This window comes from Halobaculum litoreum (assembly GCF_030127125.1).
Lineage (GTDB): Archaea > Halobacteriota > Halobacteria > Halobacteriales > Haloferacaceae > Halobaculum > Halobaculum litoreum.
The window spans coordinates 2279613-2305925 of record NZ_CP126156.1; the positions used below are offsets into that span (position 1 = coordinate 2279613).

General features: G+C 69.3%; 29 protein-coding genes, 3 tRNA genes, 3 rRNA genes and 1 pseudogene. 21 read left to right on the forward strand and 15 right to left on the reverse strand.

The genetic code is table 11. From position 1 onward, the window contains the following. Positions 1-29: 29 nt before the first annotated feature. A complete protein-coding gene (locus tag P0R35_RS12445) occupies positions 30-1094 on the reverse strand; it encodes a nucleoside recognition protein (RefSeq protein ID WP_284012790.1) in 1065 nt (354 codons plus the stop codon). A 128-nt stretch (positions 1095-1222) separates the two neighbouring features. On the opposite strand from P0R35_RS12445, the gene P0R35_RS12450 reads away from it, so the two are divergent. From P0R35_RS12450 to ftsY, 7 genes are all read left to right on the forward strand, one after another. Continuing rightward, positions 1223-1708: a hypothetical protein gene (locus P0R35_RS12450; protein WP_284012791.1), complete on the forward strand. Its 486-nt coding sequence runs from the start codon at positions 1223-1225 to the stop codon at positions 1706-1708. A gap of 113 nt (positions 1709-1821) precedes the next feature. After that, positions 1822-1974: a 50S ribosomal protein L39e gene (locus P0R35_RS12455; protein ID WP_073308560.1), complete on the forward strand. Its 153-nt coding sequence runs from the start codon at positions 1822-1824 to the stop codon at positions 1972-1974. After that, positions 1975-2250: a 50S ribosomal protein L31e gene (locus P0R35_RS12460; RefSeq protein ID WP_284012792.1), complete on the forward strand. Its 276-nt coding sequence runs from the start codon at positions 1975-1977 to the stop codon at positions 2248-2250. 6 nt (positions 2251-2256) lie between these two features. Beyond that, positions 2257-2922, forward strand: a complete 666-nt coding sequence (locus tag P0R35_RS12465; protein WP_284012793.1) for a translation initiation factor IF-6 — start codon at positions 2257-2259, stop codon at positions 2920-2922. Between the two features lie 99 nt (positions 2923-3021). Next, the gene (gene rpl18a / locus P0R35_RS12470; protein ID WP_284012794.1) at positions 3022-3198 is read left to right on the forward strand and encodes a 50S ribosomal protein L18Ae; all 177 of its coding nucleotides are present in this window, start codon (positions 3022-3024) and stop codon (positions 3196-3198) included. After that, entirely contained in the window at positions 3195-3677 is a 483-nt protein-coding gene (gene pfdA, locus P0R35_RS12475; protein WP_284012795.1) for a prefoldin subunit alpha, read from the forward strand. Before rpl18a ends, pfdA begins: the two co-directional genes overlap by 4 nt. 3 nt (positions 3678-3680) lie before the next feature. Continuing rightward, the gene (gene ftsY, locus P0R35_RS12480) at positions 3681-4844 is read left to right on the forward strand and encodes a signal recognition particle-docking protein FtsY (RefSeq protein ID WP_284012796.1); all 1164 of its coding nucleotides are present in this window, start codon (positions 3681-3683) and stop codon (positions 4842-4844) included. Positions 4845-4892: 48 nt separating this feature from the next. On the opposite strand, the gene P0R35_RS12485 is transcribed toward ftsY, so the two are convergent. Next, on the reverse strand, positions 4893-5864 hold the full coding sequence (locus tag P0R35_RS12485; protein WP_284014633.1) for a methyltransferase domain-containing protein: 972 nt from the start codon (positions 5862-5864) through the stop codon (positions 4893-4895). 144 nt (positions 5865-6008) lie between these two features. On the opposite strand from P0R35_RS12485, the gene P0R35_RS12490 reads away from it, so the two are divergent. The 4 genes from P0R35_RS12490 (at position 6009) to P0R35_RS12505 (ending at position 8208) form a co-directional block, all read left to right on the forward strand. Continuing rightward, the gene (locus P0R35_RS12490) at positions 6009-6569 is read left to right on the forward strand and encodes a TATA-box-binding protein (protein ID WP_284012797.1); all 561 of its coding nucleotides are present in this window, start codon (positions 6009-6011) and stop codon (positions 6567-6569) included. Between the two features lie 4 nt (positions 6570-6573). Beyond that, positions 6574-6930, forward strand: a complete 357-nt coding sequence (locus P0R35_RS12495) for a DUF7473 family protein (RefSeq protein ID WP_284012798.1) — start codon at positions 6574-6576, stop codon at positions 6928-6930. Continuing rightward, a complete protein-coding gene (locus P0R35_RS12500; protein ID WP_284012799.1) occupies positions 6927-7871 on the forward strand; it encodes a CPBP family intramembrane glutamic endopeptidase in 945 nt (314 codons plus the stop codon). Before P0R35_RS12495 ends, P0R35_RS12500 begins: the two co-directional genes overlap by 4 nt. 82 nt (positions 7872-7953) lie before the next feature. Further along, positions 7954-8208, forward strand: coding sequence for a HalOD1 output domain-containing protein (locus P0R35_RS12505; protein WP_284012800.1), 255 nt, complete (start codon positions 7954-7956; stop codon positions 8206-8208). A gap of 27 nt (positions 8209-8235) precedes the next feature. On the opposite strand, the gene hisG is transcribed toward P0R35_RS12505, so the two are convergent. Continuing rightward, entirely contained in the window at positions 8236-9087 is an 852-nt protein-coding gene (hisG, locus tag P0R35_RS12510; RefSeq protein WP_284012801.1) for an ATP phosphoribosyltransferase, read from the reverse strand. Positions 9088-9248: 161 nt separating this feature from the next. Here hisG and P0R35_RS12515 point away from each other — a divergent pair, with 161 nt between their 5' ends. The 3 genes and pseudogenes from P0R35_RS12515 (at position 9249) to P0R35_RS12525 (ending at position 12389) form a co-directional block, all read left to right on the forward strand. Then, positions 9249-10637, forward strand: a complete 1389-nt coding sequence (locus tag P0R35_RS12515) for a signal recognition particle protein Srp54 (protein ID WP_284012802.1) — start codon at positions 9249-9251, stop codon at positions 10635-10637. A gap of 121 nt (positions 10638-10758) precedes the next feature. Next, a complete protein-coding gene (locus tag P0R35_RS12520; RefSeq protein WP_284012803.1) occupies positions 10759-11079 on the forward strand; it encodes a cupin domain-containing protein in 321 nt (106 codons plus the stop codon). A gap of 63 nt (positions 11080-11142) precedes the next feature. After that, a pseudogene (locus P0R35_RS12525) lies at positions 11143-12389 on the forward strand (MFS transporter). Positions 12390-12404: 15 nt separating this feature from the next. On the opposite strand, the gene surE reads toward P0R35_RS12525, so the two are convergent. After that, complete coding sequence (surE, locus tag P0R35_RS12530) at positions 12405-13274, reverse strand: 5'/3'-nucleotidase SurE (RefSeq protein WP_284012804.1); 870 nt, start codon at positions 13272-13274, stop codon at positions 12405-12407. A 113-nt stretch (positions 13275-13387) separates the two neighbouring features. Here surE and P0R35_RS12535 point away from each other — a divergent pair, with 113 nt between their 5' ends. Both P0R35_RS12535 and P0R35_RS12540 read left to right on the forward strand, forming a co-directional pair. Continuing rightward, positions 13388-13981, forward strand: coding sequence for a magnesium transporter (locus tag P0R35_RS12535; RefSeq protein WP_284012805.1), 594 nt, complete (start codon positions 13388-13390; stop codon positions 13979-13981). Continuing rightward, entirely contained in the window at positions 13982-14539 is a 558-nt protein-coding gene (locus tag P0R35_RS12540) for a magnesium transporter (RefSeq protein WP_284012806.1), read from the forward strand. A 30-nt stretch (positions 14540-14569) separates the two neighbouring features. On the opposite strand, the gene P0R35_RS12545 is transcribed toward P0R35_RS12540, so the two are convergent. Next, entirely contained in the window at positions 14570-14953 is a 384-nt protein-coding gene (locus tag P0R35_RS12545; protein ID WP_284012807.1) for a secondary thiamine-phosphate synthase enzyme YjbQ, read from the reverse strand. Between the two features lie 70 nt (positions 14954-15023). Between P0R35_RS12545 and P0R35_RS12550 the strand changes: the two genes are divergently transcribed. After that, entirely contained in the window at positions 15024-15467 is a 444-nt protein-coding gene (locus P0R35_RS12550; protein WP_284012808.1) for an SRPBCC family protein, read from the forward strand. Between the two features lie 34 nt (positions 15468-15501). Here the strand turns inward: P0R35_RS12550 and P0R35_RS12555 are convergent, their stop codons facing one another. Then, a complete protein-coding gene (locus tag P0R35_RS12555) occupies positions 15502-15924 on the reverse strand; it encodes an RNA-binding domain-containing protein (RefSeq protein ID WP_284012809.1) in 423 nt (140 codons plus the stop codon). Next, on the reverse strand, positions 15921-16520 hold the full coding sequence (locus P0R35_RS12560; RefSeq protein ID WP_284012810.1) for an AAA family ATPase: 600 nt from the start codon (positions 16518-16520) through the stop codon (positions 15921-15923). Before P0R35_RS12560 ends, P0R35_RS12555 begins: the two co-directional genes overlap by 4 nt. A gap of 112 nt (positions 16521-16632) precedes the next feature. Between P0R35_RS12560 and P0R35_RS12565 the strand changes: the two genes are divergently transcribed. Both P0R35_RS12565 and P0R35_RS12570 read left to right on the forward strand, forming a co-directional pair. Then, positions 16633-16738, forward strand: a tRNA-Arg gene (locus P0R35_RS12565). Between the two features lie 136 nt (positions 16739-16874). After that, positions 16875-17252, forward strand: a complete 378-nt coding sequence (locus P0R35_RS12570) for a YccF domain-containing protein (RefSeq protein WP_284012811.1) — start codon at positions 16875-16877, stop codon at positions 17250-17252. A gap of 66 nt (positions 17253-17318) precedes the next feature. Here the strand turns inward: P0R35_RS12570 and P0R35_RS12575 are convergent, their stop codons facing one another. The 7 genes from P0R35_RS12575 to P0R35_RS12605 form a co-directional block, all read right to left on the reverse strand. Further along, positions 17319-18188, reverse strand: coding sequence for a hypothetical protein (locus tag P0R35_RS12575; RefSeq protein WP_284012812.1), 870 nt, complete (start codon positions 18186-18188; stop codon positions 17319-17321). Positions 18189-18275: 87 nt separating this feature from the next. Continuing rightward, positions 18276-18351: transfer RNA gene (locus P0R35_RS12580), tRNA-Cys, on the reverse strand. Between the two features lie 186 nt (positions 18352-18537). Beyond that, positions 18538-18659 (reverse strand): 5S ribosomal RNA (gene rrf, locus P0R35_RS12585). A gap of 106 nt (positions 18660-18765) precedes the next feature. Beyond that, a 23S ribosomal RNA gene (locus tag P0R35_RS12590) occupies positions 18766-21682 on the reverse strand. Between the two features lie 211 nt (positions 21683-21893). Further along, positions 21894-21965, reverse strand: a tRNA-Ala gene (locus P0R35_RS12595). 107 nt (positions 21966-22072) lie between these two features. Then, positions 22073-23544, reverse strand: a 16S ribosomal RNA gene (locus P0R35_RS12600). Together the 16S, 23S and 5S rRNA genes with 2 tRNA genes alongside form the textbook arrangement of a ribosomal RNA operon. A gap of 597 nt (positions 23545-24141) precedes the next feature. Then, positions 24142-24450: a non-histone chromosomal MC1 family protein gene (locus P0R35_RS12605; RefSeq protein ID WP_284012813.1), complete on the reverse strand. Its 309-nt coding sequence runs from the start codon at positions 24448-24450 to the stop codon at positions 24142-24144. A 242-nt stretch (positions 24451-24692) separates the two neighbouring features. Between P0R35_RS12605 and P0R35_RS12610 the strand changes: the two genes are divergently transcribed. Beyond that, entirely contained in the window at positions 24693-24890 is a 198-nt protein-coding gene (locus P0R35_RS12610) for a hypothetical protein (protein ID WP_222920950.1), read from the forward strand. 60 nt (positions 24891-24950) lie between these two features. Next, positions 24951-26006 carry a quinone-dependent dihydroorotate dehydrogenase gene (locus P0R35_RS12615; RefSeq protein WP_284012814.1) on the forward strand — a complete coding sequence of 352 codons (1056 nt, stop codon included), beginning with the start codon at positions 24951-24953 and terminating at the stop codon, positions 26004-26006. A gap of 27 nt (positions 26007-26033) precedes the next feature. Here P0R35_RS12615 and P0R35_RS12620 read toward each other — a convergent pair whose 3' ends face one another. Continuing rightward, the gene (locus P0R35_RS12620; RefSeq protein WP_284012815.1) at positions 26034-26306 is read right to left on the reverse strand and encodes a hypothetical protein; all 273 of its coding nucleotides are present in this window, start codon (positions 26304-26306) and stop codon (positions 26034-26036) included. Between the last annotated feature and the right edge of the window lie 7 nt (positions 26307-26313).

The window sequence follows — 26313 nt, forward strand, 5'->3', positions numbered from 1 at the left end:
GCCTGAATCCGTCGGGATCGGTCGGGGGCTCACACCAGGAACACGACCAACGCGACCGCGATGAACACCACCTTCAGCCCGGTGTTCACGAGGATCACCTTCGAGCCGAACGCCGGGCCCCAGATGCCGTACTGGAACGGGATCGACCGCTTGAACGTCGAGAACGCGAAGGAGACGATGCCGCCGATCAGCATCCCGGCGACCGCCTGCTCGGGGGTGAGCGTCGTCCCGACGAGCGGCGCGAACGCCGCCGCGCCCGCCGTCGTGTCGAACACGAAGATGACGATGGCGGGCACCACCGCCGCCGGGAGGCCGGCCACGTCCGCGAGCGGTCCCGCGACCTCCGAGAGCGCCCGGAGGTCGACCCGGGCGACTACCACCGTCACGAGCACGTACACCAGCGCGAGGCGGGGGAGGATCCGGCGGAGCTTCGACCACGTCGACTCGGCGGCCGCCCCGACGCGCTCGCGCACCGGCGCGCCGGACGCGGTGTCGCCCGGAGCGTTCTCGCCCGGAGCGTTCTCGCCGCCGTCGGTCGTCGCCTCGGACGCCTCACCCTCGGCGTCGTCGGCCGGGGCGAGGTCGCCGGCGCCGCCGCGCAGGAGCAGCGCCCCGGCCAGCACGCCGGTACAGGTGATCGCCAGCGCGATGGCGCCGCGGGTGCCGACGTACAGCACCCCCGTCTCCCGGCCGAGGATCGGGACGATCACCGGCACGTAGAACGTGAACAGGTGCTGGACGAAGCCGAAGAACGTGTTGATGACGACGGCGACCATCGTCGCGCGGTCGGACAGCCGGCCGGACTCGCGGAAGTCCGCGAGCATCCCGTAGCCGGCCGTCGTCGACGCGGCCGTGGTGACGATGGCGGTGCCGGCCTCGTCCGGGAGGTTCGCCGGCCCGGTGAGGTACCGCGAGAACCCCGCGATGCGCTCGACGAGGCCGAACTCGACGGCGACGTTGGCGAGGAACACCCCCACCGCGATCAACACCGCGATGCGGGCGACCCGGCCCAGGGCGTCGACCACCAGCGGGAGGAGGTCCGCGGCGACCGCGGCGACGGCGGCCTGTGCGGGGGCGGCGCCGAGCGGGAGCATACCGGAACGCGGTGGGGAGCGCCCAAACCGGTTTCGGCGCGGGCCCGGGACGGTCGCGGCGGGCGGCGCGCGCCGGCGGGGCGCGTCTGACGGTGGAGTTATTCGGGTCGGCCGGGAACACGGATCGAATGCGACGGGCGGGCCAGACGCGGACGACGATGCGCTACCGGGTGAGCGAGCCGGCGCTGGCGGGACTCACCGCCGGGGCCGTCGTGGTCCCCGCGCCGCTGTTCTGTGCGGCCGTCGCCACGGACCCGTGGACCGCCGGGCTGGTCGGGCTCGCGGCCGCCGTCGGCGTCGCGCTGCACGCGGCGCTGTCGGCCGCCCGCGACGACGACGGCGGGCTGTCGGCGGCCGACGACCCGCTCCGGCGGGCGACGTTCGGGGGCGGCGGGGCGTTCCTCGCCGCGGCGCTGCCGTCGTTGGTCGTGCTCTCGGGACTCGGCAGGGTCCCGTTCGCGCTGCTCGTGGTCGTCGTCGAGTTGGGCGTCGTCGCCGCGCTCCGGGTGCGCCTCGTCGGGCGCGACGTGGTGGAAGCGACCGTCCGGGTCGTGCTCGCCGGTGCGGTGGCGGCGGCCGTCGGGGCGGGGCTGGGATCGCTCGCGGCGCTGTGAGGCGGGGGACCGACCCGCACGCCCGCCCGCGGTCGTGGCGCGTTCGCTACCGCCTCGAGCGCGCTCCCGGATGGACAGGGTTTTCCCTTCCGACGTGGAATCTGCCGGATACCATGACCAAGAAATCCAAGGCGAAGAAGAAGCGCCTTGCCAAGCTGGAGCGGCAGAACAGCCGCGTGCCGGCGTGGGTGATGATGAAGACCGACATGGAAGTGACCCGCAACCCGAAGCGACGCCACTGGCGGCGCTCGGACACCGACGAGTAAATGAGCGCGAACGACTTCGAGGAGCGCGTCGTCACGATCCCGCTCCGCGAGGCGAAGCAGGCGCCGAGCCAGGAGCGCGGCGACCGGGCGATGTCGCTCATCCGCGCGCACCTCGCGAAGCACTTCTCGGTCGACGAGGGCGACGTCCGCCTCGACCCCGCGGTCAACGAGACCGTCTGGGAGCGCGGCCGTCAGAACCCCCCGAGCAAGGTCCGCCTCCGGGCGGCTCGCTTCGACGAGGACGGCGAGGTCGTCGTCGAAGCGGAGCCGGCCTGATCGGGCGTGCTTCGGGTTTCGTTCGCCGGGTCGTCGTACGTAGGGGTGTACGCGCACGCCGCCAGCGACTGCCTCGTCGTGCGACCCGACGTCGACGACGACGTGGCCGACCGGCTCGCCGAGGAGTTCGACGTCGACGTGCTGGAGACGACCGTCGGCGGCTCGGGCACGGTGGGCTCGCTCGTCGCGGGCAACGAGAACGGACTGCTCGTCTCCCGGCAGGCGACCGACCGCGAGATCGACGCCCTCCGGGAGGCGACCGGCGACCCCGTCGAGCGGCTCCCCGGGAAGCTGAACGCCGCCGGGAACGTCGTCCTCGCGAACGACTACGGCGCGTACGTCCACCCGGACCTCTCCGCCGACGCCGTCGACGTGGTCGCCGACACGCTCGGCGTCCCCGTCGAGCGCGGCTCGCTGGGCGACGTCAACACCGTCGGCACCGCCGCCGTCGCCAACAACACCGGCGTCCTCTGCCACCCGAACAGCGAGGAGGCCGAGTTGGCGGCGCTCGAGGAGCATCTCGACGTGTACGCCGACCTCGGCACCGTCAACTACGGCGCGCCGCTGGTCGGGTCGGGGCTGCTCGCCAACGACGACGGGTACGCCGTCGGCGAGGACACCACCGGGCCCGAGCTGGGTCGGATCGACGACACGCTCGGGTTCATCGAGTAGGCGTCGCCGACCGAGACGCGGCGACGCGCCGCCGTCCGGATCCCGTCGGACGACGGGAGTCGGAAGGTACTTCCGGCTCGCGGGCCGTTTTTCGCGCACATGAGCCAGTTCACGGTTAGCGGCCGGTTCCAGGCCCGAGACGGGATGCAGGCGTTCACCCGCTCGGTCGAGGCGGTCAACGAGAACGTCGCGCGCGAGCACGTGCTCTCGAAGTTCGGCGCCGAGCACAACCTGAACCGCACCCAGATCGAGATCGGCGAGGTGGTCGCCGAATGAGCCTCGGCGGCGGCGGTCCGGGTCAGCAGCAGCTCCAGCAGATCTCCCAGGAGATCCAGGCCATCGAGGCCGAGGTCGAGGAGCTCGAGGGCGACATCGACGACCTCCGCCAGGAGCAGCGCGACATCGACGAGGCGATCGACGCCATCGGCCAGATCGACACCGGCTCGACGATCCAGGTCCCCCTCGGCGGCGGCGCGTACGTCCGCGCCGAGGTGCAGGACCTCGACGAGATCGTCGTGAGCCTCGGCGGCGACTACGCCGCGGAGCTCGACGAGGGCGACGCCGTCGAGGCGCTGGAGACCCGCAAGGAGGCGCTCGACGAGCAGATCGAGAACGTCACCGAGGAGAAGCAGGAGCTGGAGTCCGAGAGCGAGCAGCTCGAGGCGCAGGCCCAGCAGATGCAACAGCAGATGCAGCAACAGCAGATGCAGCAGATGCAGCAGATGGCCGACGAGGCCGACGACGGGGACGAGTAAGGGATGTTCGACGGCCTGAAGGACAAGCTCTCCTCCTTCCGGAAGGACGCCGCCGAGGAGGTCGAGGAGAACGCCGAGACGGCCGACGCGGAGGCCGAGGCCGCCGAGGCCGACGCCGAGGCGACGGACGCCGACGCCGCCGGGGCGGAGCCGGCCGTCGAGCCCGACACGGCCGAGGGAGCGCCCGCCGCCGAGTCCGGGAGCGACGAGGTCGCCGCGGACGCGGCCGAGCCCGACGACGGCGACGCAGACGCCGAGGCCGAGGCCGACGCCGGCCCGAGCCGCCTCAAGCGCGCGGCGGCGTTCGCCACGGGGAAGGTCATCATCGAGGAGGAGGACCTCGAAGGGCCCCTTCAGGACCTCGAACTCGCGCTCCTCTCCAGCGACGTGGAGATGAGCGTCGCCGACCGCATCCTCGACACCGTCCGCGAGAAGATGCTCGGCGAGACGCGCGCGCAGGTGCAGACGACCGACCAGCTCGTCACCGAGGCGCTCCGCGACGCGCTCGTCGACGTGATCAGCGTCGGGCAGTTCGACTTCGAACGGCGCATCGCGGAGGCCGACAAGCCCGTGACGCTCGTGTTCACCGGCGTCAACGGCGTCGGCAAGACCACCAGCATCGCGAAGCTGTCGCGGTGGCTGGAGGAGCGCGGCTACTCGACGGTGCTGGCGAACGGCGACACCTACCGCGCCGGCGCCAACGAGCAGATCCGCGAGCACGCGGAGGCGCTCGACCGGAAGCTCATCGCCCACGAGCAGGGCGGCGACCCCGCCGCCGTCATCTACGACGGCGTCGAGTACGCCGAGGCGAACGACATCGACGTCGTGCTCGGCGACACGGCGGGTCGCCTCCACACGAGCAACGACCTGATGGCGCAGTTGGAGAAGATCGACCGCGTCGTCGACCCGGACCTCACCCTCTTCGTCGACGAGGCGGTCGCCGGCCAGGACGCCGTCCGGCGCGCCCAGGAGTTCGACGACGCCGCCGCCATCGACGGCTCGATCCTCACCAAGGCCGACGCCGACTCCTCGGGCGGCGCGGCCATCTCCATCGCGTACGTGACCGGCAAGCCGATCCTGTTCCTCGGCGTCGGGCAGAGGTACGACGACCTCGACCTGTTCGAGCCGGAGGAGCTGGTCGACGCGCTGCTCGGCGAGAACGAGTAGGCCGCCCGGCGAGCGAGCCGCACCCCGTTTTCCGACGCTCGACGCCCGCTAGTCGCGATCCAACACGAGCACGTGCCGGACCAGACTCCGGTGGACGCGCCGCTCGAACGAGTCCGTCACCCGCCACCCCGCCGCGAGCGCCGCCTCGCGCCACGAGCGGTCGGCGATCAGCACACAGCGGGGCGCCACCCGGGCGGTCTCCGCGAGCGCCGCGCCCACGAGGTCGTCGAGGTCGTGGCGGGCGATCTTCGACTGCCGGCCGTACGGCGCGTCGAACACGACGCCGTCGACCGCGTCGTCGCGGACCGCGAGGTCGGTCGCGTCGCCCCTGACCACCCCGTAGTCGACGCCGGCGTCGCCGAGGTACTCCGCGAGGTTCTCGCGGGCGCCCCGGGCCATCTTCGCCTGCGCGTCGTTGCCGACGACGTCGCTGCCGACGAGTCCCGCCTCGATGAGCACGCCCCCCGTCCCGCACATGGGGTCGAGCACCGTCCGCCCGGGGCCGGCGCCGGCGACGTTGGCGTACGCGCGAGCGTCCATCGGCGCCATGCTCCCGGGCTGGAAGAACGGCCGGTCGGTCGGTTTGCGGGTCGCGAAGTCGCGCACCGACTCGGCGACGACCCAGCCGACGAGGCAGACGTCGCCCGCGAACAGCACCCGGAGCGTGTGGTCCGGGTCGTCGAGGTCCACGTCGAAGCCGCGCTCGACGAGGGCGGCGCCGCACTCCCGTTCGGCCGCGGTCGTCGAGGCGTCGGCCGAGTCCCGGACGACGCGCGCCCGGACCGCGACGGTGCCCTCGCGGGCGACGCTCGCGGCCGCGACGACGGCGCGGGCGCTCGCGGGGTCGGCGTCCGCACGCCCGAGCAGGTCCAGGGCGGTGCGCGTGTACGCCAGCCCCCGCACGCGCTCGGCGTCGACCGCGTCCGCGACCGCCAGCCCCGGGGCGACCGTCTCCACCCCGGCGGCGGCGGCGCGCGCCTCGCGGGCGGCGAACGCGTCCTCCTCGCCGGCGAACTCCAAGCCGTACACGACCGACGGTGGTGCGCCGGGGCGCTTGAACGTCCGGATCCGCGGCGGCGCCCCCGGTGCGGCCGCCGCGGAGGAGAACCCGGGGGCGGCGTGGCGGTACTACTTTAAGCTTTTAAATCGTTTTTCGACACGAGAATGGGAGATCCCGCCGAGTCGATCAACATCGAGAACGTCGTCGCGTCGACCGGGATCGGTCTGGAACTGGACCTCCAGACGGTCGCCATGGACCTCGAGGGAGCCGACTACGACCCCGAGCAGTTCCCGGGGCTGGTGTACCGGACGACCGACCCGAAGAGCGCCGCGCTCATCTTCCGCTCCGGAAAGATCGTCTGCACGGGCGCCAAGAGCACCGACGCGGTCCACGAGGCGCTCCACATCGTCTTCGACAAGCTCCGCGAGCTGGAGATCCCGATCGAGGACGACCCCGAGATCACCGTCCAGAACATCGTCACCTCCGCCGACCTCGGGAAGAGTCTGAACCTCAACGCCATCGCCATCGGCCTCGGCCTCGAGAACATCGAGTACGAGCCCGAGCAGTTCCCGGGGCTCGTCTACCGGCTCGACGAGCCGAACGTCGTGGCGCTGCTGTTCGGCTCGGGCAAGCTCGTCATCACGGGCGGCAAGGAGCCGGCGGACGCGACCGCGGCCGTCGAGGTGATCTCCGAACGCCTCTCGGAGCTGGGCCTCCTCGGGTAGCGCCGTGGCGCTCCTGCAGCTGTCCGTCGTCGGGATCCTCGGCGGGCTCGTCCTCATCGCGGTGTTGTCGACGCTGCTCGCGAACACCGCGGCGTACTTCCTGCTCGGCGACGAGGCCGAGCTCCGACAGGCCGTCCCGCCGGGCGTGGCGATGGCCATCGTCGGCCTCACGGCGGCCGTGCTCCCGACGGCGGCCGTGATCGCGCTCGCGCTCGTCGTCGACTACGTGATGGTGTACCTCGCGTACGGGCTGAACAGGCGCGGCACCGCGATCATCACCGCGCTCCACTACACGCTCACCGTCCTCGCGGCCCTCGGGATCAACAGCGTGCTCGCGATCTACCAGACGGCGCCGGGATGAGCGACGACCGCTCCCCGCTCGCGCGCCTGCGATACCCGTTCTGGAACGACGCCGAGCGCCGCCTCCGCGCGCCGATCCGACTCGTCCTCGCGCTCCTCCTCGTGCTCGCGGCGCTGGCCGCGACGAGCCTCCTCCTCGCCGGGAGGGAACTCCCCGCGCCGCTCCCGACCGTCCTCCCGATGCTCGCGGTCGCCGGCGCGACGCTGCTGGCGGCGCGGTACGTCGACCGGCGCCGGCTCTCGGACCTGGGGCTCCGGCGCGAACCGGGGTGGCTCGCCGACCTCGGCGCGGGGCTGGCGCTCGGGGTCGCGCTCCAGACGTTCGTCGCCGGCGTCGGCCTCGCCGCCGGGTGGTTCCGCGTGGCCGACACGCTCGTGGGCAGCGCCGCGGGCGCCGGGACGGTGCTGCTCGTGTTCGTCGTCGTCGGCTTCTACGAGGAACTGCTCGCCCGCGGGCTCCTGCTCGTCGACGTCGCCGAGGGGCTCGGCTTCGCCGGCCGCCGGGTCGCCGTCGGGGTCGCGCTGGCCGTCTCGGCGGTCGTGTTCGGCCTGCTCCACGCGAGCAACCCCGGCGCCTCGACGGCCTCGACGCTCGGCATCACCCTCGCCGGGGCGTTCCTCGGCGTCGGCTTCGTGGTGACGGGGCGGCTCTCCTTCCCGGTGGGGGTCCACATCTCGTGGAACGCCGCGCAGGGGCTGTTGTACGGCTTCGCCGTCAGCGGCCTGCCGATCGAGGCCGCCGTCGTCGACCTCGAGCCGACCGGCCCGCCGCTGGCGACCGGCGGCGCGTTCGGGCCCGAGGCGGGGCTGCTCGGCGTCGGCGCCGTCGTCGTCGGCACGCTCGCGACGGTCGCGTGGGTGCGGGTGCGCGACGGACTGCCGGCGGGACTGGTCGACCCCCGGATCGGGGCGCCGACGCTGCGGTGGCGCGACGGGGAGTAGGCGGTCGCCGCGGGCGGGGCCCCGTATCGCGGCGGAGAATCGGGGCGCGAACGTTATCTTCTCCGGCGTTCGGCTCTCGAACATGAGTTCCGCACGACGGGTCGTCGCCCGGGAGGACGTCGAGGGACCGGTCAGCGCGGTCGTCGCCGCGGCCGTCGCGGAGGCGGAGGGGGTTCCGCCCCACGAGCTCGGGGCCACGCTGTACGACGCCGTCGACCCCGACGCGCTCGACGCGCTGTACCGTCGCGAAGGGACCGCGGTGTCGGTGTCGTTCACCCACCTCGGCTACCGCGTCTCCGTCGACCGCGACGGGACGGTCACCGTCGCGCCGGAGTGAACCGCCGCGGCGACGTCGACCGGCCCCTCACTCGACGAGGCGTTCGATCTCGGTGACGAGCACGTCGCTCGCGCCGACGGCCTTGAGCGCGGTGATGGTCTCGAACACCTCCCGCTCGTCGACGACGGCGTGGACCGCCACGCGGTCCTCGTCGCCGTCGGCCACGTCCATCACGGTCGGGCCGCCCATCCCGGGGAGCACGTCCTTCACGTCGTCGAGGCGGTCGCGGGGGGCGTTCATCATCAGGTAGCGCTTCCCCTCGGCGGCGATCACCGATTCGAGGGCGGTCGCGACCTGCTCGACCTTCGGGTCGTCGGCGACGTCCGGGCGGGCGAACAGCCGGACGGAGGAGGCCAGCACCTCGTCGACGACCGCGAGGCGGTTCACCTGGAGCGTGGTGCCGGTGGAGGTGATGTCGACGATGGCGTCGGCCATGTCGACGTGGGGGGTGAGTTCGGTCGCCCCGGTCACCTCCACCACCTCGCAGTCGATGCCCTTGCGGTCGAAGTAGTCGCGGGTGATCCGGGGGAACTCGGTGGCGACCGTCAGGCCGGTCACGTCCTCGGGGGTCGAGATGGCGCCGTCCTCGGGCGCCGCGAGGACGAGCCGGCAGGTGCCGTACCCCAAGTCGAGCAGGTCGACGAGGTCGTGCCCCGACTCGCGGGCCTGGTCGAGCCCGGTGATCCCCACGTCGGCGGCGCCGTCGGCGACGTACTCGGGGATGTCGGCGGCGCGCGCGAACAGCACCGTCACCTCGGGGTCGACGGTGTCGGCGTACAGTTGGCGGTCGGCGGTGTTCTCGATGTGGAGGCCCGCCCGTTCGAGGACCTCGATCGTCGGCTCGTGGAGGCGCCCCTTGTTGGGCACGGCGATGCGCATGGCCGGGGGGACGGCGGGCCCGTCCTTGAGTCCGTCGGGGGCACGCCGCCGGGAGCCGTCGCAGGCGCGGGTGCGCGTGCACCGACGCGACGGGGGCGGGACGCACCGACGCCGTGTAGGGAAGCCTTTACCGCCCGGACCCACTACTCCGAGCCAACAAGATGGTACTCGACGATCTGGGGACCTCCCTCCGGAGCACGATGGACTCGCTCCGCGGGAAGTCCCGCATCGACGAGGCGGACGTCCAAGAGGTCGTCAAGCAGATCCAGCGCTCGCTGCTGTCGGCCGACGTCGACGTCGACCTCGTGATGGAGCTGTCGGACAGCATCAAGACCCGCGCGCTGGACGAGGAGCCCCCCGGCGGCACGACCGCCCGCGACCACGTCCTCAAGATCGTGTACGAGGAGATGGTCGCGCTCATCGGCGAGTCGACCGAGATCCCGCTGGAGGAGCAGACGATCATGCTCGCCGGGCTCCAGGGCTCCGGGAAGACCACCACCGCCGCGAAGATGGCGTGGTGGTTCTCGAAGAAGGGCCTGCGCCCCGCGGTCATCCAGACGGACACGTTCCGCCCCGGCGCGTACGACCAGGCCAAGCAGATGTCCGCGAACGCCGAGGTCGACTTCTACGGCGACCCGGACAACGACGACCCCGTCGAGATCGCCCGCGAGGGGCTGGAAGCGACCGCTGACGCCGACGTGCGCATCGTCGACACCGCGGGTCGCCACGCGCTCGAGGACGACCTTATCGACGAGATCGAACGGATCGACGACGTGGTGGAGCCGGACCGCTCGCTGCTCGTGCTCGACGCCGCGATCGGGCAGGGCGCCAAAGAGCAGGCCCGCCAGTTCGAGGAGTCGATCGGCATCGACGGCGTCGTGATCACCAAGCTCGACGGCACCGCGAAGGGCGGCGGCGCGCTGACGGCGGTCAACGAGACGGGCTCGTCCATCGCGTTCCTCGGTGCCGGGGAGACGGTGCAGGACATCGAGCGCTTCGAGCCGAACGGCTTCATCTCGCGGCTGCTCGGGATGGGCGACCTCAAACAGCTCTCCGAGCGCGTCGAGCGCGCGATGGCCGAGACCAGCGAGGAGGACGACTGGGACCCCGAGGACATGATGGAGGGGGAGTTCACCCTCAAGGACATGCGCAACCAGATGAAGGCGATGGACCGCATGGGCCCCCTCGACCAGGTCCTCGACATGATCCCCGGCCTCGGCGGCGGGCTGATGGACCAGCTCCCGGACGACGCGATGGACGTCACCCAAGAGCGGATGCGCTCGTTCGAGATCGCGATGGACTCGATGACCGAGGAGGAGTTGGAGAACCCCGCGGTGATCAAGAGCGACCGCCTCGCGCGCATCGCGCGCGGCTCGGGCGTCCCCGAGGAGCGCATCGAGGAACTGCTCGAACAGCACAGCATGATGAAACGCACCATGGACCAGTTCGGGAACATGGGCGACGGCGACATGCAGCGGATGATGAAGCGCCTCCAGAACCAAGGCGGCGGGGGCGGCGGCGGCATGGGCGGCATGGGCCCGTTCGGGTAACTCGGCGCCCGTTCGCCGCCCGCCGCGGGCGAGCCCGACCCGCAGCGCGACCGTGCCAGCCGATTCGGACGACGTGAGAACCGACGACAGCTAGTAGCCGGTCTCGCGGGATCCGGGTCGTATGTCGTACACCACGGTCAACTACCGCGACGTCGAGCCGGCGGCCGGCGCGATGCACTTCCTGCGCGACGAGTTGGGATGTGAGCACCTCGGCGTCACCGTCGTCGACTGCGACCCGGGGTGGACCGGGAAGGAACACGACCACGCACAGCGCGACCACGAGGAGGTGTACCTCCTGATCGACGGGGAGGCGACAGTCGTCGTCGACGACGAGGCGGTCCCGCTGGAGGCGGGCGACGCGATCCGGATCCCGCCGGGGGCGACCCGGCAGATCCGCAACGGCGACGTCGAGAGCACGTTCGTCCTCGTCGGCGCGCCCTGATCGCGGCCCGCGACCGGCCGCTTCCGCTCGGCTTTTGGCGGCCACGGACCTCTCGGGAAGCGAATGGCCACCGGAACCGGCGCACGGCTGCGCGCGCTCGCCGACTACGACGTGCTCGCGCTCACGGCGCTGATCTGGTTCCTCGCGAAGTTCCTCCGCTACGCGTTCCCCCCGCTGTTCCCCACCTTCCGCGAGACGTTCGGCGTCTCCAACGCCGCGCTCGGCGTTGCGTTCACCGCGATGATGACCGTGTACGCGCTGATGCAGTTCCCCAGCGGCGCGCTCGCCGACCGCGTCGGCGCCCGGCAGGTGATCGTCGCCGGCGCGGGCGTCGCCGGCGCGGGCGCGCTCGTGCTCGCGGTGCCGGTCCCCGACGGGGTCGCGCTCGCCGTCATCGGCGGCGGGATGCTGCTCGTCGGGCTCGGCACGGGCGCGCACAAGACGGTCGCCGTCCGCCTGCTCTCGCGGCTGTACCCCGCACGCACCGGCCGCGCGCTGGGCGTGCTCGACACGTTCGGCGCGTTCGGCGGCGTCGCCGCCCCCGCCGCGGTCGTCGCGGTGACGGGGACGGCGCTCGTCGTCCCCGGCGTCGGCCTCGACTGGCACACGCTGTTCCTCGCCGGCGCGGGCGCCGCCGGGCTGCTCGCGGCGCTGTTCCTCCGGCGCGTGCCCCGCGCCGACGCGACGACCGGCGGCGGCGACCACGGGACGGGCGACCGGCGCGACGGCGACGGCGGCCTCCGCCGGTACGCCGCGCTGTTCCGCGAGCCGGCGTTCGCCGCGTTCGTCGTCGTCACCGTCTGCTTCTCGTTCGCGTACAACGGCGCGGTCGCGTTCCTCCCGCTGTACCTCACCGACGCCGCCGGGCTGCCCGAGACGACCGCCTCGGCGCTGTACTCCGGCCTGTTCGTCGTCTCGCTCGTCCAACTGGCCACCGGCGACCTCTCGGACCGGGTCGGCCGCCTCCCGGTGATCGCGGCGACGCTCGCGCTGGGCGCCGGCGGGCTGCTCGCGCTGCTCTCCGTGTCGGGCGTCGTCGCCGTCGGCGCCGCCGTCGTCGCGTTCGGACTCGGCTGTCACGGCTTCCGTCCCGTGCGCGGGGCGTACCTCTCGGCGGTCATCCCCGAGTCGTCGGCCGGGGCGGCCTCGGCGTCGTCCGCACGCTGCTCATGGGCGCGGGCGCGCTGGCGCCCGCGGTCGTCGGCTGGGTCGCGGACGCGACCGGCTTCGGCGCGGCGTTCGGGCTGCTCGCGGCGGCGATGGTCGCCGCCGTCGTCGGCACGGGCGTCGTCGCCGTCGTCGACGAGTGAGCCCGCGCGCGGTCGTCAGTCGTCGTCGGCCGCCGCGCGGTCCTCGTGCTCGGCGAGCCACGCGCGATTCACCGCCGCGACGAGGTCGTCGATCCCCTCCGAGTGGACCGGCGTCTGCGGGACGCGCAGCGGCGAGACGCTCACGTCGCCGTCGACGACGGCCGCGCGGTCGGACCACGCGGGGTAGGAATTCCCCACGTCCGCCAGCGAGGGGTTCCGCCCGGCGTACTCGAAGCGCGCCCAGAAGTCGGACTCGAGCCGCCAGTCGCCGTCGTGGCGCTCGCGCTCCTCGGCGGTCGCCTCGCGCACGTCGACGCCGTAGTCGGCGACCGGCTCGGTCAGGCGGAGGTCGCCGCCGGTGTCGTCGACGGGCGCGTTCACCGACAGGAGGTCCGCCTCCGCGAGGTCGACGCCGCCCGCGAGCACGTGCTCGACGAGCAGGCGGGTGACGTCGGCCGGCACGTCGAAGGTGAACCCCTCGGGCGGGAAGAACTCCTCGCGGTGGTACGCCGACACCGCGACCGCGGGCGTCCCGAGGTACGCCGCCTCGACGGCGGCGCCGACGGTGCCCGAGTGGCCCATGATGTACTCGCCGCAGTTCGGGCCGTGGTTGCAGCCGGAGACGACCAGATCGAACTCCGCGTCGAGCGCCCGCAGCGCGTACGCGACGCAGTCGGCGGGCGTGCCGTGGACGGCGTGGCCCCACTCGTGGTCGTCGACGTCGACCGCGCGCGAGCGCGCCCGGCCCACGCCGGACTGGTTCTCCGCGGGCGCGACCACCGTCACGTCGGCGACGGCGCGCAGTTCCTCGTACAGCGCCGCGAGCCCCGGGGCGTCGACGCCGTCGTCGTTCGTCAACAACACCCGTGCGGAGGAGTCGCTCATTGCCGGGGCGAGGGAACACGGGGCCAAGTGCCCGTCGGTCGCGGCGAGCGCGCGGCGCCGCCGAGCCCGCCGCGGGCACCCGACTTTGTCGCGCCGGCGCGTCGGTGCGGGCGATGGGTATCCGCGAGACGGCGCTGGAGGCGTACCGCGAGGCGCTGCCGGCGCTGGCCGCCAGCCTCGCCGGCGGCCTGCTCGCGGGGGTCGTCCTCGGCGGGATGCGCGCGGAACTGCGCGCCGTCGAGGGGTTGCTCGTGCTCGTGCCCGCCCTGTTGGCCACCCGCGGCAACGTGTACGGGAGCTTCGGCGCCCGGGTGTCGACCGGGCTCCACCAGGGGCTCGTCGAGCCGCGGGTGCGCGCCGGCGACGTGCGCCTCCGGCGCGCGGCCGTCGCCGCGCTCGTCAACGGACTGCTCGCGTCGACGGTCGCGGCGGTGCTCGCCTTCCTCGTGCTCACCCTCCTCGACGCGCCGGTCGCCCCGCTCCCGGTGCTCGTCGGCGTCGCGCTGGTCGCCGGCCTCCTCTCGGGCACCGCGCTCACCGTCGTGGTGGTGCTCGTCGTGTTCGCGGGCTACCGCCGCGGGCGCAACCCGGACACGCTCGTCGGCCCCATCGTCACCACGACGGGCGACGTGTTCGGCGTGTTCTTCCTGTTGGTCGCCGCGCGCACCGTCCTCGCGCTCGCCGGCTTCCTGGGGGGTTGGGGGTAGGTGGCGACCGACTGGACCGTCCGCGCCATCACCCGCGCGATGCTCCCCGTGTTGCTCGTGCTCACGGCCGTCGAACTCGGCTCGGGGCTGGTGCTGGGCGCCTTCGAGGACCGCCTGCTCGCGTCGCCGTCGCTGCTCGTGCTCGTCCCCGTCACCATCGGCACCGCGGGCAACCTCGGCTCGGTGCTCGCGGCGCGGCTGTCGACGGCGTTCCACCTCGGGACGCTGTCGTTCGACGCCCGCGACGACGAACTGGTCGGCAACGCCGTCGCCACCGTCGCGCTCGCGGTGACGCTGTTCCCGGTGATCGGCCTCGGCGCGTGGACGCTCGCGTCGCTCCTCGGTGCGACGACGCTGTCGCCGGGGACGGTCCTCGTGATCGCGCTGGCCTCGGGAGTGACGCTCGCCGTGTTGGCGGTCGTCGTCACGCTCGTCGCGACGTACGCCGCCTACCGGCTCTCGCTCGACCCCGACGACGTGGTGATCCCCGTGGTGACGAACGTCTGCGACGTGCTCGGGGTGGTGGTGCTGTTCGCCGCCGTGCTCGTGTTCGCGTGAGGCCGGGGGCGCGACGACGACGCCGACCGCTCACTCGGCGATCACCCGGACGGTCCGCGTCCGCGGGCCGTCACACTCGACGAGGAGCACCGACTGCCAACGGCCGAGCGCGAGGTCGCCGTCGGCGACCGGCACCGTGACGCTCGTGCCCAGGAGGAGCGCCCGGAGGTGCGAGGCCGCGTTGCCGTCGAGGTCGTCGTGGGCCCACCCGCCCTCCGGCGCGAGCCCCTCGACGAACGCCTCGACGTCGCCGAGCAGTCGCCGCTCGGCCTCGTTGACGACGAGCCCCGCGGTCGTGTGCTCGCAGAAGACCGTGCAGGTGCCGGCCGCGTCGGCGGGGAGCGCGTCGCGGACGCGGTCGGTCACGTCGTGGACCGCGGTGTGGCCGTCGGTGTCGACGGAGAACGTCGCCATGGGAGTCCCCTCGGGGGCGCGGGAGAAGAAGCCCCCCGAGCGTTTTGCGGGTCGCCCGCGTCGTGCCGACATGGTCACCGTCAGCCACACGGTCCGCGTCGACGCCCCCGTCGAGGACGTGTTCGGGTACGTCGACGAGCCCGAGCACCACGTCGAGATGACGCCCAGCATCGCCGCGGTGTCGAACGTCGAACCGCTCGACAACGGCGGCAAGCGCCTCGAGTACACCTACGAGATGGTCGGCGTGTCGCTCACGGGGACGATGGAGACCCCCGAGTACGTCGAGAACGAACGCATCGTGTTCGAGTTGGCCGGCGACCTCGCGGGGACGCTCACGTGGGCGTTCGAGGCCGACGGCGACGCCACGCGCGTGACGTACACCGCCGAGTACGACCTCCCGGGCGGCGTGCTCGCGAAAGCGGCCGAGCCGTTCGCCGTGCGCTACAACGAACGCGAACTGCGAACGACGCTGCGGAACCTCCGCGACCGGCTGGAGTCGGGGAGCGCTCCGTAGCCGTCCGGGCCGGACGCGGCGCGTCGGGGGCGGCTCACCGACGGTCGGGGTCGACCGGCGTCCCGTCCTCGGTCGGCGGCGCGAGGTGGTCGATGTACTCCTCCACGGTCGGCGACCGGACCGTCACCGCGACCTCGATGTCGCCCAACTCGTCTGGCTCGCCGACGGCGAAGTTGATGACGCCCTGAAAGGCGGCCTGCTTCTTCAGCGCGAACGAGAACCCGTCGTCGGTGGCGCCGTTCGCGAACTCCCGGCGCGCGGTGTCGAGGATCTCCTGTTCGTGGAGTTTGTCCGAGAAGTCGTCGAGGGTGTGGGCCTCCGCGACGAGCTTCCCCGGCTCGGAGACGAACTCGGCGTTGGTGAACAGCGCCTCGACGGCGTCGCGGACGCGGTCGGTCACCTCGGTGTCGCGCACCGGCGCCTCGATCCGGACGTCGACGCTGTAGACGGCCGTCACTTCTCCACCTCCGCGGGCGCGTCGGCGTCGTGGGCCGCCCCGCCGTCCGCGGCGCCGTGCAACACCCCGCGGATCCGGTCGCGGAACGCCGCCAGCGTGTCGGTGTTCTCGACGGTCACTTCCGCGACCTCGATCACCTCGCCCATGCCGAAACCCAACTCCCGCTCCTCGCGCCGCTTCAGGGCCTCGGTGTCGACGTCGGAGTCGTCGCGGCCGCGCGCGCCGAGGCGCTCGGCCCGGAGGTCGAACGGCGCGGTGATGGCGACGAGCGTGAAGTCGTCGCCGAAGCGGTCGCGGAACCGCTCCAGTTCGACCGGCGCGCGGAGCCCGTCGACGAGGACGGTCGCCGCGTCGCCCCCGGCCGCCGCCTCCTCGATCAACGGGATCGACCGCTCGGCGATGGCCGCGGGACCGTTCTCCTCGCGCAGCGCCCGCGCGATGGCGCCGTGGTGTTCCGCGGGGTCGAGTCCGCGGTCGCGACACTCCGCCCGGATGACGTCGCCCATCGTGACGACGGGCACGCCCTCCTCCTCGGCGACCGCGGCGGCCTCCCCCTTTCCGCTGCCCGGGAGGCCGACCGTTCCGATGACTCGCATCACCGGCCGTTCGCCGTTCGTCCGATTAAACCCTGCGAGAGCGGGGACCGCGGGGGCGCCGCCCGCGCGCGACCGCGCCGTTTTTTGCCCCGCCGCGTGTCACCACGACCGAGGGCGCGTAGCTCAGTCCGGATTCAGAGCGTCGGACTTCTAACCGCGCCGGTGATCCGGCGCGGGGAGCCATCCGACGGTCGCGGGTTCAAATCCCGTCGCGCCCGTGTTCCGTGTCGCGAGCACCGCGAGCGGCCGCCACCGCTCTGTGGGACCCGGATCCGAGGGGGAACGCGACGCGACCGACGCGACTCGGCCGACGCCGGGACAAGGGCTTCACCCGCCCGGCGCGTGCGCTCCGATATGGCACAACGATCGCTGTTCACCCGTGCGCTGTGGTTCGTCGCGATCGGCTGGTGGGCGACGCCGGCCGTCGTCAACGTCGCGTGGTTCCTCAACGCGACGATCATCGGGCTCCCGCTGGGCATCAAGCTGATCAATCTCGTTCCCACCGTCCTGACGCTCAAGGAGCCGCGGTCGCTCGTCGTCCCCGAGGACGCCCGCGGTCAGCGGTCGCTGCTCGTGCGGGGACTCTACTTCCTCCTCGTGGGGTGGTGGCTCAGCCTCCTGTGGGCGAACGTCGCCGCGTTCCTCGCGGTGACCGTGGTCGGGCTGCCGGTCGCCTACTGGATGTTCAATCGCCTGCCGTACGTCACGTCGCTGTACCGCTTCGACGGGTAGCCGTCGCTCGCGGGTCGCGGAGGACGGACCGAACCGAGCCCGCGGGAGAAGGACGGCGCCCCGCGTTCAGTACCGGGACGGCATGTACGCCAGCCCGACGAGGAAGAACGCCGAGACACCGCTGAGGATCGTGACGCCCCACAGACCGTTCGTCAGCGTGGTCTGGGTGGCCGTCTCCTCCTCGTACTGCGCGTACGTGTCGAACTCCTGGGTCAGGACCATCGTGGAGTTGTCGGGGAAGTGTGCGAAGTACGTCGTTCCCCCGACGGTCACGTTCGCGTGGTTCGCGACGTCGATCTCGTTGGTGCGCGGGGCGGTGTATTCCAGCGTCGCCGCCTCCGGCGTCACGCTCGCGACGGTCGCGGTGTTGTCCTCGACGTTGTCGAGGTCGTCGCCGACGGCGTACTCGCGCGTCTCGGGCGCGGGGAAGTACTCGTCGGCGGGGATCAGCGTCCGGTTCTCGCCCGAACGCTCGACGACGTACTCTTGGCCGTCGACGGTGGTCGTCTCGTTCTCGACGTCGTCGTCCGCCATCAGGATGCCCGTCCGGTTGATCTCCTCGACGAGCGTGAACGCGCCGGAGGCGTTGTCGGTCCGGATGGTCCAGCTCTGGTCCTCGTAGGTCACGGACGACCCGTTGGCCCACTCGACGGTGTACAGCGCGGACTCGTTGGTGTACTCGAGCGTCCCCGAGCGGACGAGTTCCTCGCCGCCGCCGCCCCCGTGGCCGCCGCCACCGCCGCCCTCGACCTCGGCGGAGACCGCGGAGACGGTGTACTGCTGGTCGTCCACGGAGAACGTGTCGCCCTGGTTCAAGCGGTGGTCGGGGTTCTCGAAGGAGAGCTGCGGCGCGCTCGCTGTCGCGATGAGCGAGAACGATGCCGCTCCCACGACGATGAAGAACGCGACGTAGATGGCCGCGGCGCGTCGTTGCATACGTGAGGGACGGGTCGCCCGGAGTTTAACCGTTTTCTTTCCGAGAACGGGTGCCGCGGCTCCGCGTCGCGTGCGGGTCGACGTAGAAGCCAAGGGCCGGATTTGAACCAGCGTGATTCTCCTCTGCAGGGAGATGCGTATGGCCGGACTCTGCCACCTTGGCGCATCCGAACGGAGACGTGTGAGGCGTTTAAGCCTAGCGGATCCGCGTGTCCGCGTCGATCGCGACGGGCCGTGTCGAGCGCCCTCGGTCGGGATGGCCGTGGCTGTCGGTCTGCTCGTGTGTGTAAAATGAAGAAAGCCCACCAGCACGCGTGTGCTGGTGGGCTCTCGAACTGCGTGTATGAGTGGTGGGCGGCGAACCGGTGTTTCCAGAGGCTCTCGCACTCCAGGACTGGCCGGAACGCTGGCGGGCTTAACTTCCGTGTTCGGGATGGGTACGGGTGGTGCCCCGCCGCTGTGGCCGCCCGAAGGCCGACCATCGGGAACGATCCGATGTGTGCCAACGTCGGTCTTCGACCGATACGTACGTGCAATCCAGGTAACGCCTGGACCCGTTCACGGGTCCCAGTGCATATGAGTGTGGCTCGACCTGTTAGTGCTCGCGGGCTGAACGTCTCGTTGCCTCGACGCGTACACCCCGAGTCTATCGAACTCGTCTTCTACGAGTGGTCTCGGTGGTATCTCTTTTCCAAGTGGGTTTCGAGCTTAGATGCGTTCAGCTCTTACCCCGTGTCACGTAGCTTCTCGGCAGCTGCCCTCTCGGACAACCGATACACCAGTGGTGACCATTCGTAGTTCCTCTCGTACTATACGAACGTTCTCGTCAGATACCGTAACACCCCCAATAGATAGCAGCCGACCTGTCTCACGACGGTCTAAACCCAGCTCACGACCTCCTTTAATAGGCGAACAACCTCACCCTTGCCCGCTTCTGCACGGGCAGGATGGAGGGAACCGACATCGAGGTAGCAAGCCACGCGGTCGATATGTGCTCTTGCGCGTGACGACTCTGTTATCCCTAAGGTAGCTTTTCTGTCGTAAATCCGGGCCATTGAGGCCCTTGATCCGTTCGCTAGACCACGCTTTCGCGTCAGCGTCACTCGCTTGGAATGACACTGTCAGACTTCCTTGTGCTCTTGCGCTCTTCCGCGGGTTCCTGTCCCGCGTGAGGAAATCTTGGGGCGCGCTCGATATCTTTTCGAGCGCGTACCGCCCCAGTCAAACTGCCCGGCTACCGGTGTACTCCTCCCGGAGTGAGGGTCGCAGCCACTAACGGGTAGTATTTCAGTGATGGCTCGGTGGCCCGCTAGCGCGGGTACCTGTGTAATGCCTCCTACCTATCCTGCACGTTAGCGGCCACGTCCCAGCGACAGCCTGCAGTAAAGCTCTATAGGGTCTTCGCTTCCCCTTGGGGGTCTCCAGACTCCGCACTGGAACGTACAGTTCACCGGGCCCAACGTTGGGACAGTGTGGCTCTCGTTGATCCATTCATGCGAGTCGCTACTGAAGCGACAAGGTACTACGCTACCTTAAGAGGGTCATAGTTACCCCCGCCGTTGACAGGTCCTTCGTCCTCTTGTACGAGGTGTTCAGATACCTGCACTGGGCAGGATTCAGTGACCGTACGAGTCCTTACGGATTTGCGGTCACCTGTGTTGTTACTAGACAGTCGGAGCCACCGAGTCACTGCGACCTGCCCCGTCGAGGGCAGGCATCCCTTATTGCGAACGTACGGGACTAACTTGCCGAATTCCCTAACGTCGGTTGTTCCCGTCGGTCTTGGCTTGCTCTGCCAGGGTACCTGTGTCGGATCTCGATACGAATACCACGCTCGTCTTTTCACGGGCTCTGGATAGGGCTGACTTTCGTTGTCTCGGGCTTCTTCCGCTTCGTGCCGTTACGGCTTCCACGGAGTTCCCCGATTCAACCGGGCGAAGGCCCGGCTCAACCGTTTCCAAAGCGTCGACTTTCAGTGCGTGGTAGCACTGGAATATTAACCAGTTGCCCGTTCGTCCGGTTCGAATTACGGCCGGACTTAGGATCGGCTAACCCTCGGCTGATTAGCAGTGCCGAGGAACTCTTACCCTTCAGACCTTCGGGGTTCGCACCCGAATATCGCTGCTACTGTGACCAGGATTGTCGTTACTGAACGGTCCACGCGAGCTCTCGCCCGAGCTTCCATCCGTACAGTACGCCGACCTACACGATCCTCCGGTGAAGGAGGCGGTTAGGTATCAGAGGTGGATTTGAGTCCCGTTCATTTTGGGCGCCTTGAACCTCGGCCGGTAAGCTGTTACGCTTTTCTTAGCGGGTAGCTGCTTCTAAGCTCACCTCCCGGCTGTTTAGGGCTCAAGACTACCTTCAGAGGATTACACTTAATCCACACTTTGGGTCATTAACCTAACTCTGGGTTGTTCCCCTCACGGTGCCCAAGCTTACCCCGGGACACCGGACTCCCTCCGTCAGCGGCGTTCGTACGTTCGGAGTTCGACAGGGAGGCCGACTCCTCTCGGAGGCGGGTCTCCCAATCGGTGGCTCTACCGCACGAACTACCTTAGGAGAGGTCATGCTTCGACATGTTTCGGTCGGAACCAGCTTGTTGCCGAGTTCGATGGGCCTTTCACCCCTACTCCAAGATCACGCGAGGGTATTGTAGGACACCAACGCTAACGGACCTCCACGTGCCTTTCGGCACGCTTCATCCTGCCTCGGAGTAGATCACTCGGTTTCGGGTAGTACTGCTTCGACTCCCCGCGCTTGAACACGGCGGCCCTCGCAATGCTGCGGCCTTGTCGGTTTCCCTGCGCCTTCCACGATACTCGTGTTAGACTCGCCGGAGCAGTACACTCCCTGGTTCGTTTTTCAAAACGCACGACGGAACTTCGGCTCTCCTCTCGTCTTACTGGTGGGTCGCCCCACGGTCATTCTGAGAGGAGCCTTTCAAGCCCCGTCGCTCGATCGCCAGCTGATTTCAGGCCCTATTGCACCGCCCTTCTCGGGGTGCTTTTCAGCGTTCGCTCACGCTACTTGTTCGCTATCGGTCTCGAGGAGTGTTTAGTCTTCTCAGTCGATGCCTGAGGTATTCACGAGGGATATCCAACCCCCGCTACTCTGGGAACTGATCCGCAGGTCGCGTTCGTGATACGGGACTGTCGCCCTGTATCGTGCTCCGTTCCAGGAGACTTCTCACGAACTCGAACTGCTTGGTATCAGCCCGAACACCACATTGCCCGTGAGGGCTTCGGTTTGGACTGTGTCGCGTTCACTCGCCGTTAGTAACGACATCTCGGATTGATTTCTCTTCCTGCTCCTACTGAGATGTTTCAATTCGGAGCGTTCCCCATTGCGCAAGGCAATTGTAGAGGGATTCCCATTCGGAGATCTCAGGTTCTTCGCCTCCATGCGGCTTCCCTGAGCTTATCGCAGCTTGGCACGTCCGTCGTCGGCTCTCGAGCCGAGCCATTCACCAGCTGGCACAGTAGCCAGTAACTGATGGTACACTGTGACCCGGTGAACGGGTCCAGTGGACGTCTGGATTGCACGTACATACGGTCGTCATCGTACGTCGCGTGGGTGGCACGCGAGCGTACTCGACCCTTCCCATCCCCGCTCTCGCGGGATGGTGCATCGGTCTTGCGTCGGGTTTCACCGTATCCCCGTCTGCCGTATAAGGCACACGGTTCGCGACGGAACCCGAAGACATGGACCCACTGGGATTCGAACCCAGGGCATCCTCCTTGCAAAGGAGGCACTCTACCACTGAGCTATGGGCCCACCCCCTTGTCGGGGGCTGAGCGAGCCACGATGGTTCGAAGGTGCCCGATCGGCGTCGGGAACCGGACCGAAAGGTGAGCCAGGGCGTCGCCCTGGTCTCGGGTCTGTGGAGGTGATCCAGCCGCAGATTCCCCTACGGCTACCTTGTTACGACTTAAGCCCCCTTGCGAAGCCCAGATTCGACCTGGCAACCCAGGCCTCATCCGGACCTCACTCGGGTGCTTTGACGGGCGGTGTGTGCAAGGAGCAGGGACGTATTCACCGCGCGCTTGTGACACGCGATTACTACCGAATCCAGCTTCATGTGGGCGAGTTTCAGCCCACAATCCGAACTACGACCGGGTTTCTGAGATTACCGTCCCCTCTCGGGGTAGGAACCCATTGTCCCGACCATTGTAGCCCGCGTGTAGCCCAGCCCATTCGGGGCATACTGACCTACCGTTGCCCGTTCCTTCCTCCGCCTTGGCGGCGGCAGTCTCCCTAATGTACCCAACGACCTCGAGGGTCTTGCTGGCAATTAGGGACGCGGGTCTCGCTCGTTGCCTGACTTAACAGGACGCCTCACGGTACGAGCTGACGGCGGCCATGCACCTCCTCTCTGATCGTCTGACAAGCTCATCACACTGGTCTTCATTCGAACAGTCGGGGCTGGTGAGATGTCCGGCGTTGAGTCCAATTAAACCGCAGGCTCCTCCGGTTGTAGTGCTCCCCCGCCAATTCCTTTAAGTTTCATCCTTGCGGACGTACTTCCCAGGCGGTTCGCTTCTCGGCTTCCCTACGGCACAACACAGACTCGTAGTCTGCGTCGCACCTAGCGAACATCGTTTACAGCTGGGACTACCCGGGTATCTAATCCGGTTCGAGACCCCAGCTTTCGTCCCTGACCGTCGGAGCAGTTCTCTCAAGGTGCTTTCGCCATCGGTGGTCCGTCCAGGATTACGGGATTTCACTCCTACCCCGGACGTACCCCTTGAGTCTCCCTGTCCCAAGCCGAGCAGTTTCCGCCGGACGCCTACCAGTTGAGCTGGTAGATTTCCCGACGGACTTGCCCGGCCGGCTACGGACGCTTTAGGCCCAATAAGATCGGTCATCACTCGAGCTGCCGGTATTACCGCGGCGGCTGGCACCGGTCTTGCCCAGCTCTTATTCGTGTACCACCTTACGGTACACAAAAGCGAAGGCACTATGCCTCCGCACTCGGAGTCCCCCTATCGCACTGTCGTGCAGTGTAAAGGTTTCGCGCCTGCTGCGCCCCGTAGGGCCCGGAATCTTGTCTCAGATTCCGTCTCCGGGTTCTTGCTCTCACAACCCGTACCGATTATCGGCACGGTGGGCCGTTACCCCACCGTCTACCTAATCGGCCGCAGCCTCATCCTACGGCGTCGGAACGTTTCCCGCTCCCCGTGTTCAAACATGGGAGCGGTATCCGGGATTAGCCTCAGTTTCCCGAGGTTATACCGGTCCGTAGGGTAGATTGGCCACGTGTTACGGAGCTATTCGCCACGGGTCTGAACCCGTGCGACTAGCATGGCTAAATCGGACTCCGATAGCAATGACCTCCGGCAGGATCAACCGGAATGTTCCTCCCCGCGAGGGGAGGGGGTGGCGGGAAGTCACGCGCAAAGCGTGACCTCACCATTGCGTGGTCCGAGTTCGGCGACACCGATCGGGTGACACCGAACCATCGTGGCTCACATCAGATACCGTCTTGCGGCGGACCGCAGGGGCGGAATCCTCATCTCTTGCGGATATGGACATACTCCGAGAGGGTACTTAACCCCATCGAAGCACGCCCACGAGGCGAATCGAGGCGGACTTGAACCGCAGTGATTCGCGTCGTGTCTTCGCATTGCGTCCGAAGCCCTTGCCGTTGATAAGGGCATCGGAACGAACTCCGACACACCCCGGAAGGGTGTGCCGTGTCGCCCGGGGCGTCCCGTGCGACCTTCGCATTTCTTCGAATGGCAGGGGAACATAAAAGGTCGTCGTCTCGACCCCGCCACGTCACGCGGTTTCACGGAACGGTGTGAGGAACGACCGTGTAGGATGCCGGCCGAAAGGCCGGACCGACGGGCGGGGGCGGGAAGGGGCGGGGGTGGGAAGGGGCGGGGATAGGCGGCGCTCGCGGGGGCGTGTGGGTGTCCACATACCAAAGAACAGTCGACTCGACCCGAGATCAGTTTTCCAAGTGCTCGATGCCCTTCTTGGCGACGTTCGCCTCGGTGATCTCGTCGGGCATCCAGTCGGGTTTGTTGTCCGGCGCGGACTCGCGCCACGACCACCCCTCGTAGATGTGGACCTTGTCGGTCCCCTTCTCCCGGAGTCGGAGCTCGACGCGGTCGGCGGCGTCCTCGGAGCTGGCCGGCTCGAGCCGACGAGCAGCCTTCAGCGCGGCCTGTCGCGGCGTGTTTCCGGAGAAGACGCTCTCCTCGGTGCCGTCGCCCTCGCGCAGCGCGAAGTTCCGCTTACCGTCCTCACGTACCATGGTTTTTCGCCTCCGTGTGAAGGGAACACACACGCTATGATAAACGTATCGGGGAATTTACCCCTCGACGGGGAAAGTTTGATATACGAGGACGCTACGGACCCCCCGACGAGATGTCGGAAACGGGGGAACGCGCCGGCCCGCGGACCGCGTGACGGCTCGCGCGACAGCCGAGGGCGTGGACGGGGGGCGTAAACAACACTTATGTGTCTCGTGGGGCGACTCTCGGGGTACCGAAGGCGATGGTCCGGAAGAAGACGCTCAGCCCGAGTGGCGCCAAAGACGAGAACGGCGAGTACCACAACGTCCACGTGAACCTCCACGAGGACGAGCTCGCGGTCGCCGGTATGGAGATCGGCGACGAAGTGTTCGTTCGCGTCCGTGACGGCAAGATTATCATCCAGAAAGCGGACCCCGACGAGGTAGAACACGACTTCTGACACCGGGACACCCCCGCAGTTCAAGAGCGTGTCCGGCCTGACGTCCGGACAGGCACCGATATGAAGGCTTACGACGTCGCGAAGCCCGCGCTGTACGCGCTCCCGGCCGAGACCGCCCACGAGAGCACCCACCGCCTGTTGCGCGCCGTCCAGGGGACCCCAGTCGAGTCGTTCCTCCGCGAGCGATACGCCGTCGACGACGAGCGGCTGCGCACGACGGCGTTCGGGCTCGACTTCCCGACGCCGGTGGGCGTCGCCGCCGGGTTCGACAAGAACGCTCGGATCCCACGCGTGCTGGCGTCGCTCGGCTTCGGCCACGTCGAGGTCGGCGGCGTCACCGCCGAGCGCCAGCCCGGCAACCCCCGCCCGCGGATGTTCCGCCTCCGCGAGGACGAGGCCATCGTCAACCGCATGGGCTTCAACAACGACGGCGCCGACGCCGTCGGCGAGCGACTCGACCGCGAACCGGCGCCCGACGTCCCGTTGGGCGTCAACGTCGGCAAGTCGAAGTCGACCCCCCTCGAGGACGCCGCGGACGACTACCTGTACACCTACGAGCGCGTGGGGGCGCACGCGGACTACGTCGCCGTCAACGTCTCCTCGCCGAACACGCCCGGGCTCCGCTCGCTCCAGAACCGCGAGTCGCTGGAGCGCATCCTCGGGACGCTGTCGGACGCCGGCGCCGACCCGCTGCTCGTGAAGTTCTCGCCGGACCTCCCCGAACCCGCCGTCGAGGAGGCGCTCGCGGTCGTCGACGACCTCGACCTCGACGGCGTCGTCGCCACCAACACGACGACCGAGCGGCCCGACACCCTCCGGAGTCCCCAGCGGGCCGAACGCGGCGGGCTCTCGGGCAAGCCCATCGAGGACCGGGCCACGGGGATGGTCCGGTTCATCGCCGAGCGGACGGACGTGCCCGTGGTCGGCGTCGGCGGCGTCTCCGACGCCGCGGGCGCGTACGCGAAGATCCGCGCCGGCGCGAGCCTCGTCCAGTTGTACACCGGCCTCGTGTACGAGGGGCCGAGCCTCGCGCGCGACATCAACGAGGGGCTGCTCGACTTGCTGGAGCGGGACGGCTTCGACTCCGTCGCCGACGCGGTCGGAGCGGACCTGTAGGCGGCGTCCGGACCCCGCGACCGGTGGTTACAACGAGAGCAGGACCAACAGCGTCAGCCCCGTCGAGACGACGCCGCTGAACACGCCCACCGCGACGAACAGCGGCCGGGTCGCGAGCCCGTTGAGGTCGTCGCCCCGCACGAGCGCGCGCCCGAAGACGACCGCGAGCATCCCCCCGGCGAGCACCGAGAAGAACGGGCTTCCGACCCCGGCACCGGTCGTGTACCGGATCACGCCGAGGGCGACCTGTGCGGCGCCGGCGACCGCGAGACCGCCGACCGAGAGGACTCGTCTGTTCACGCGCGGG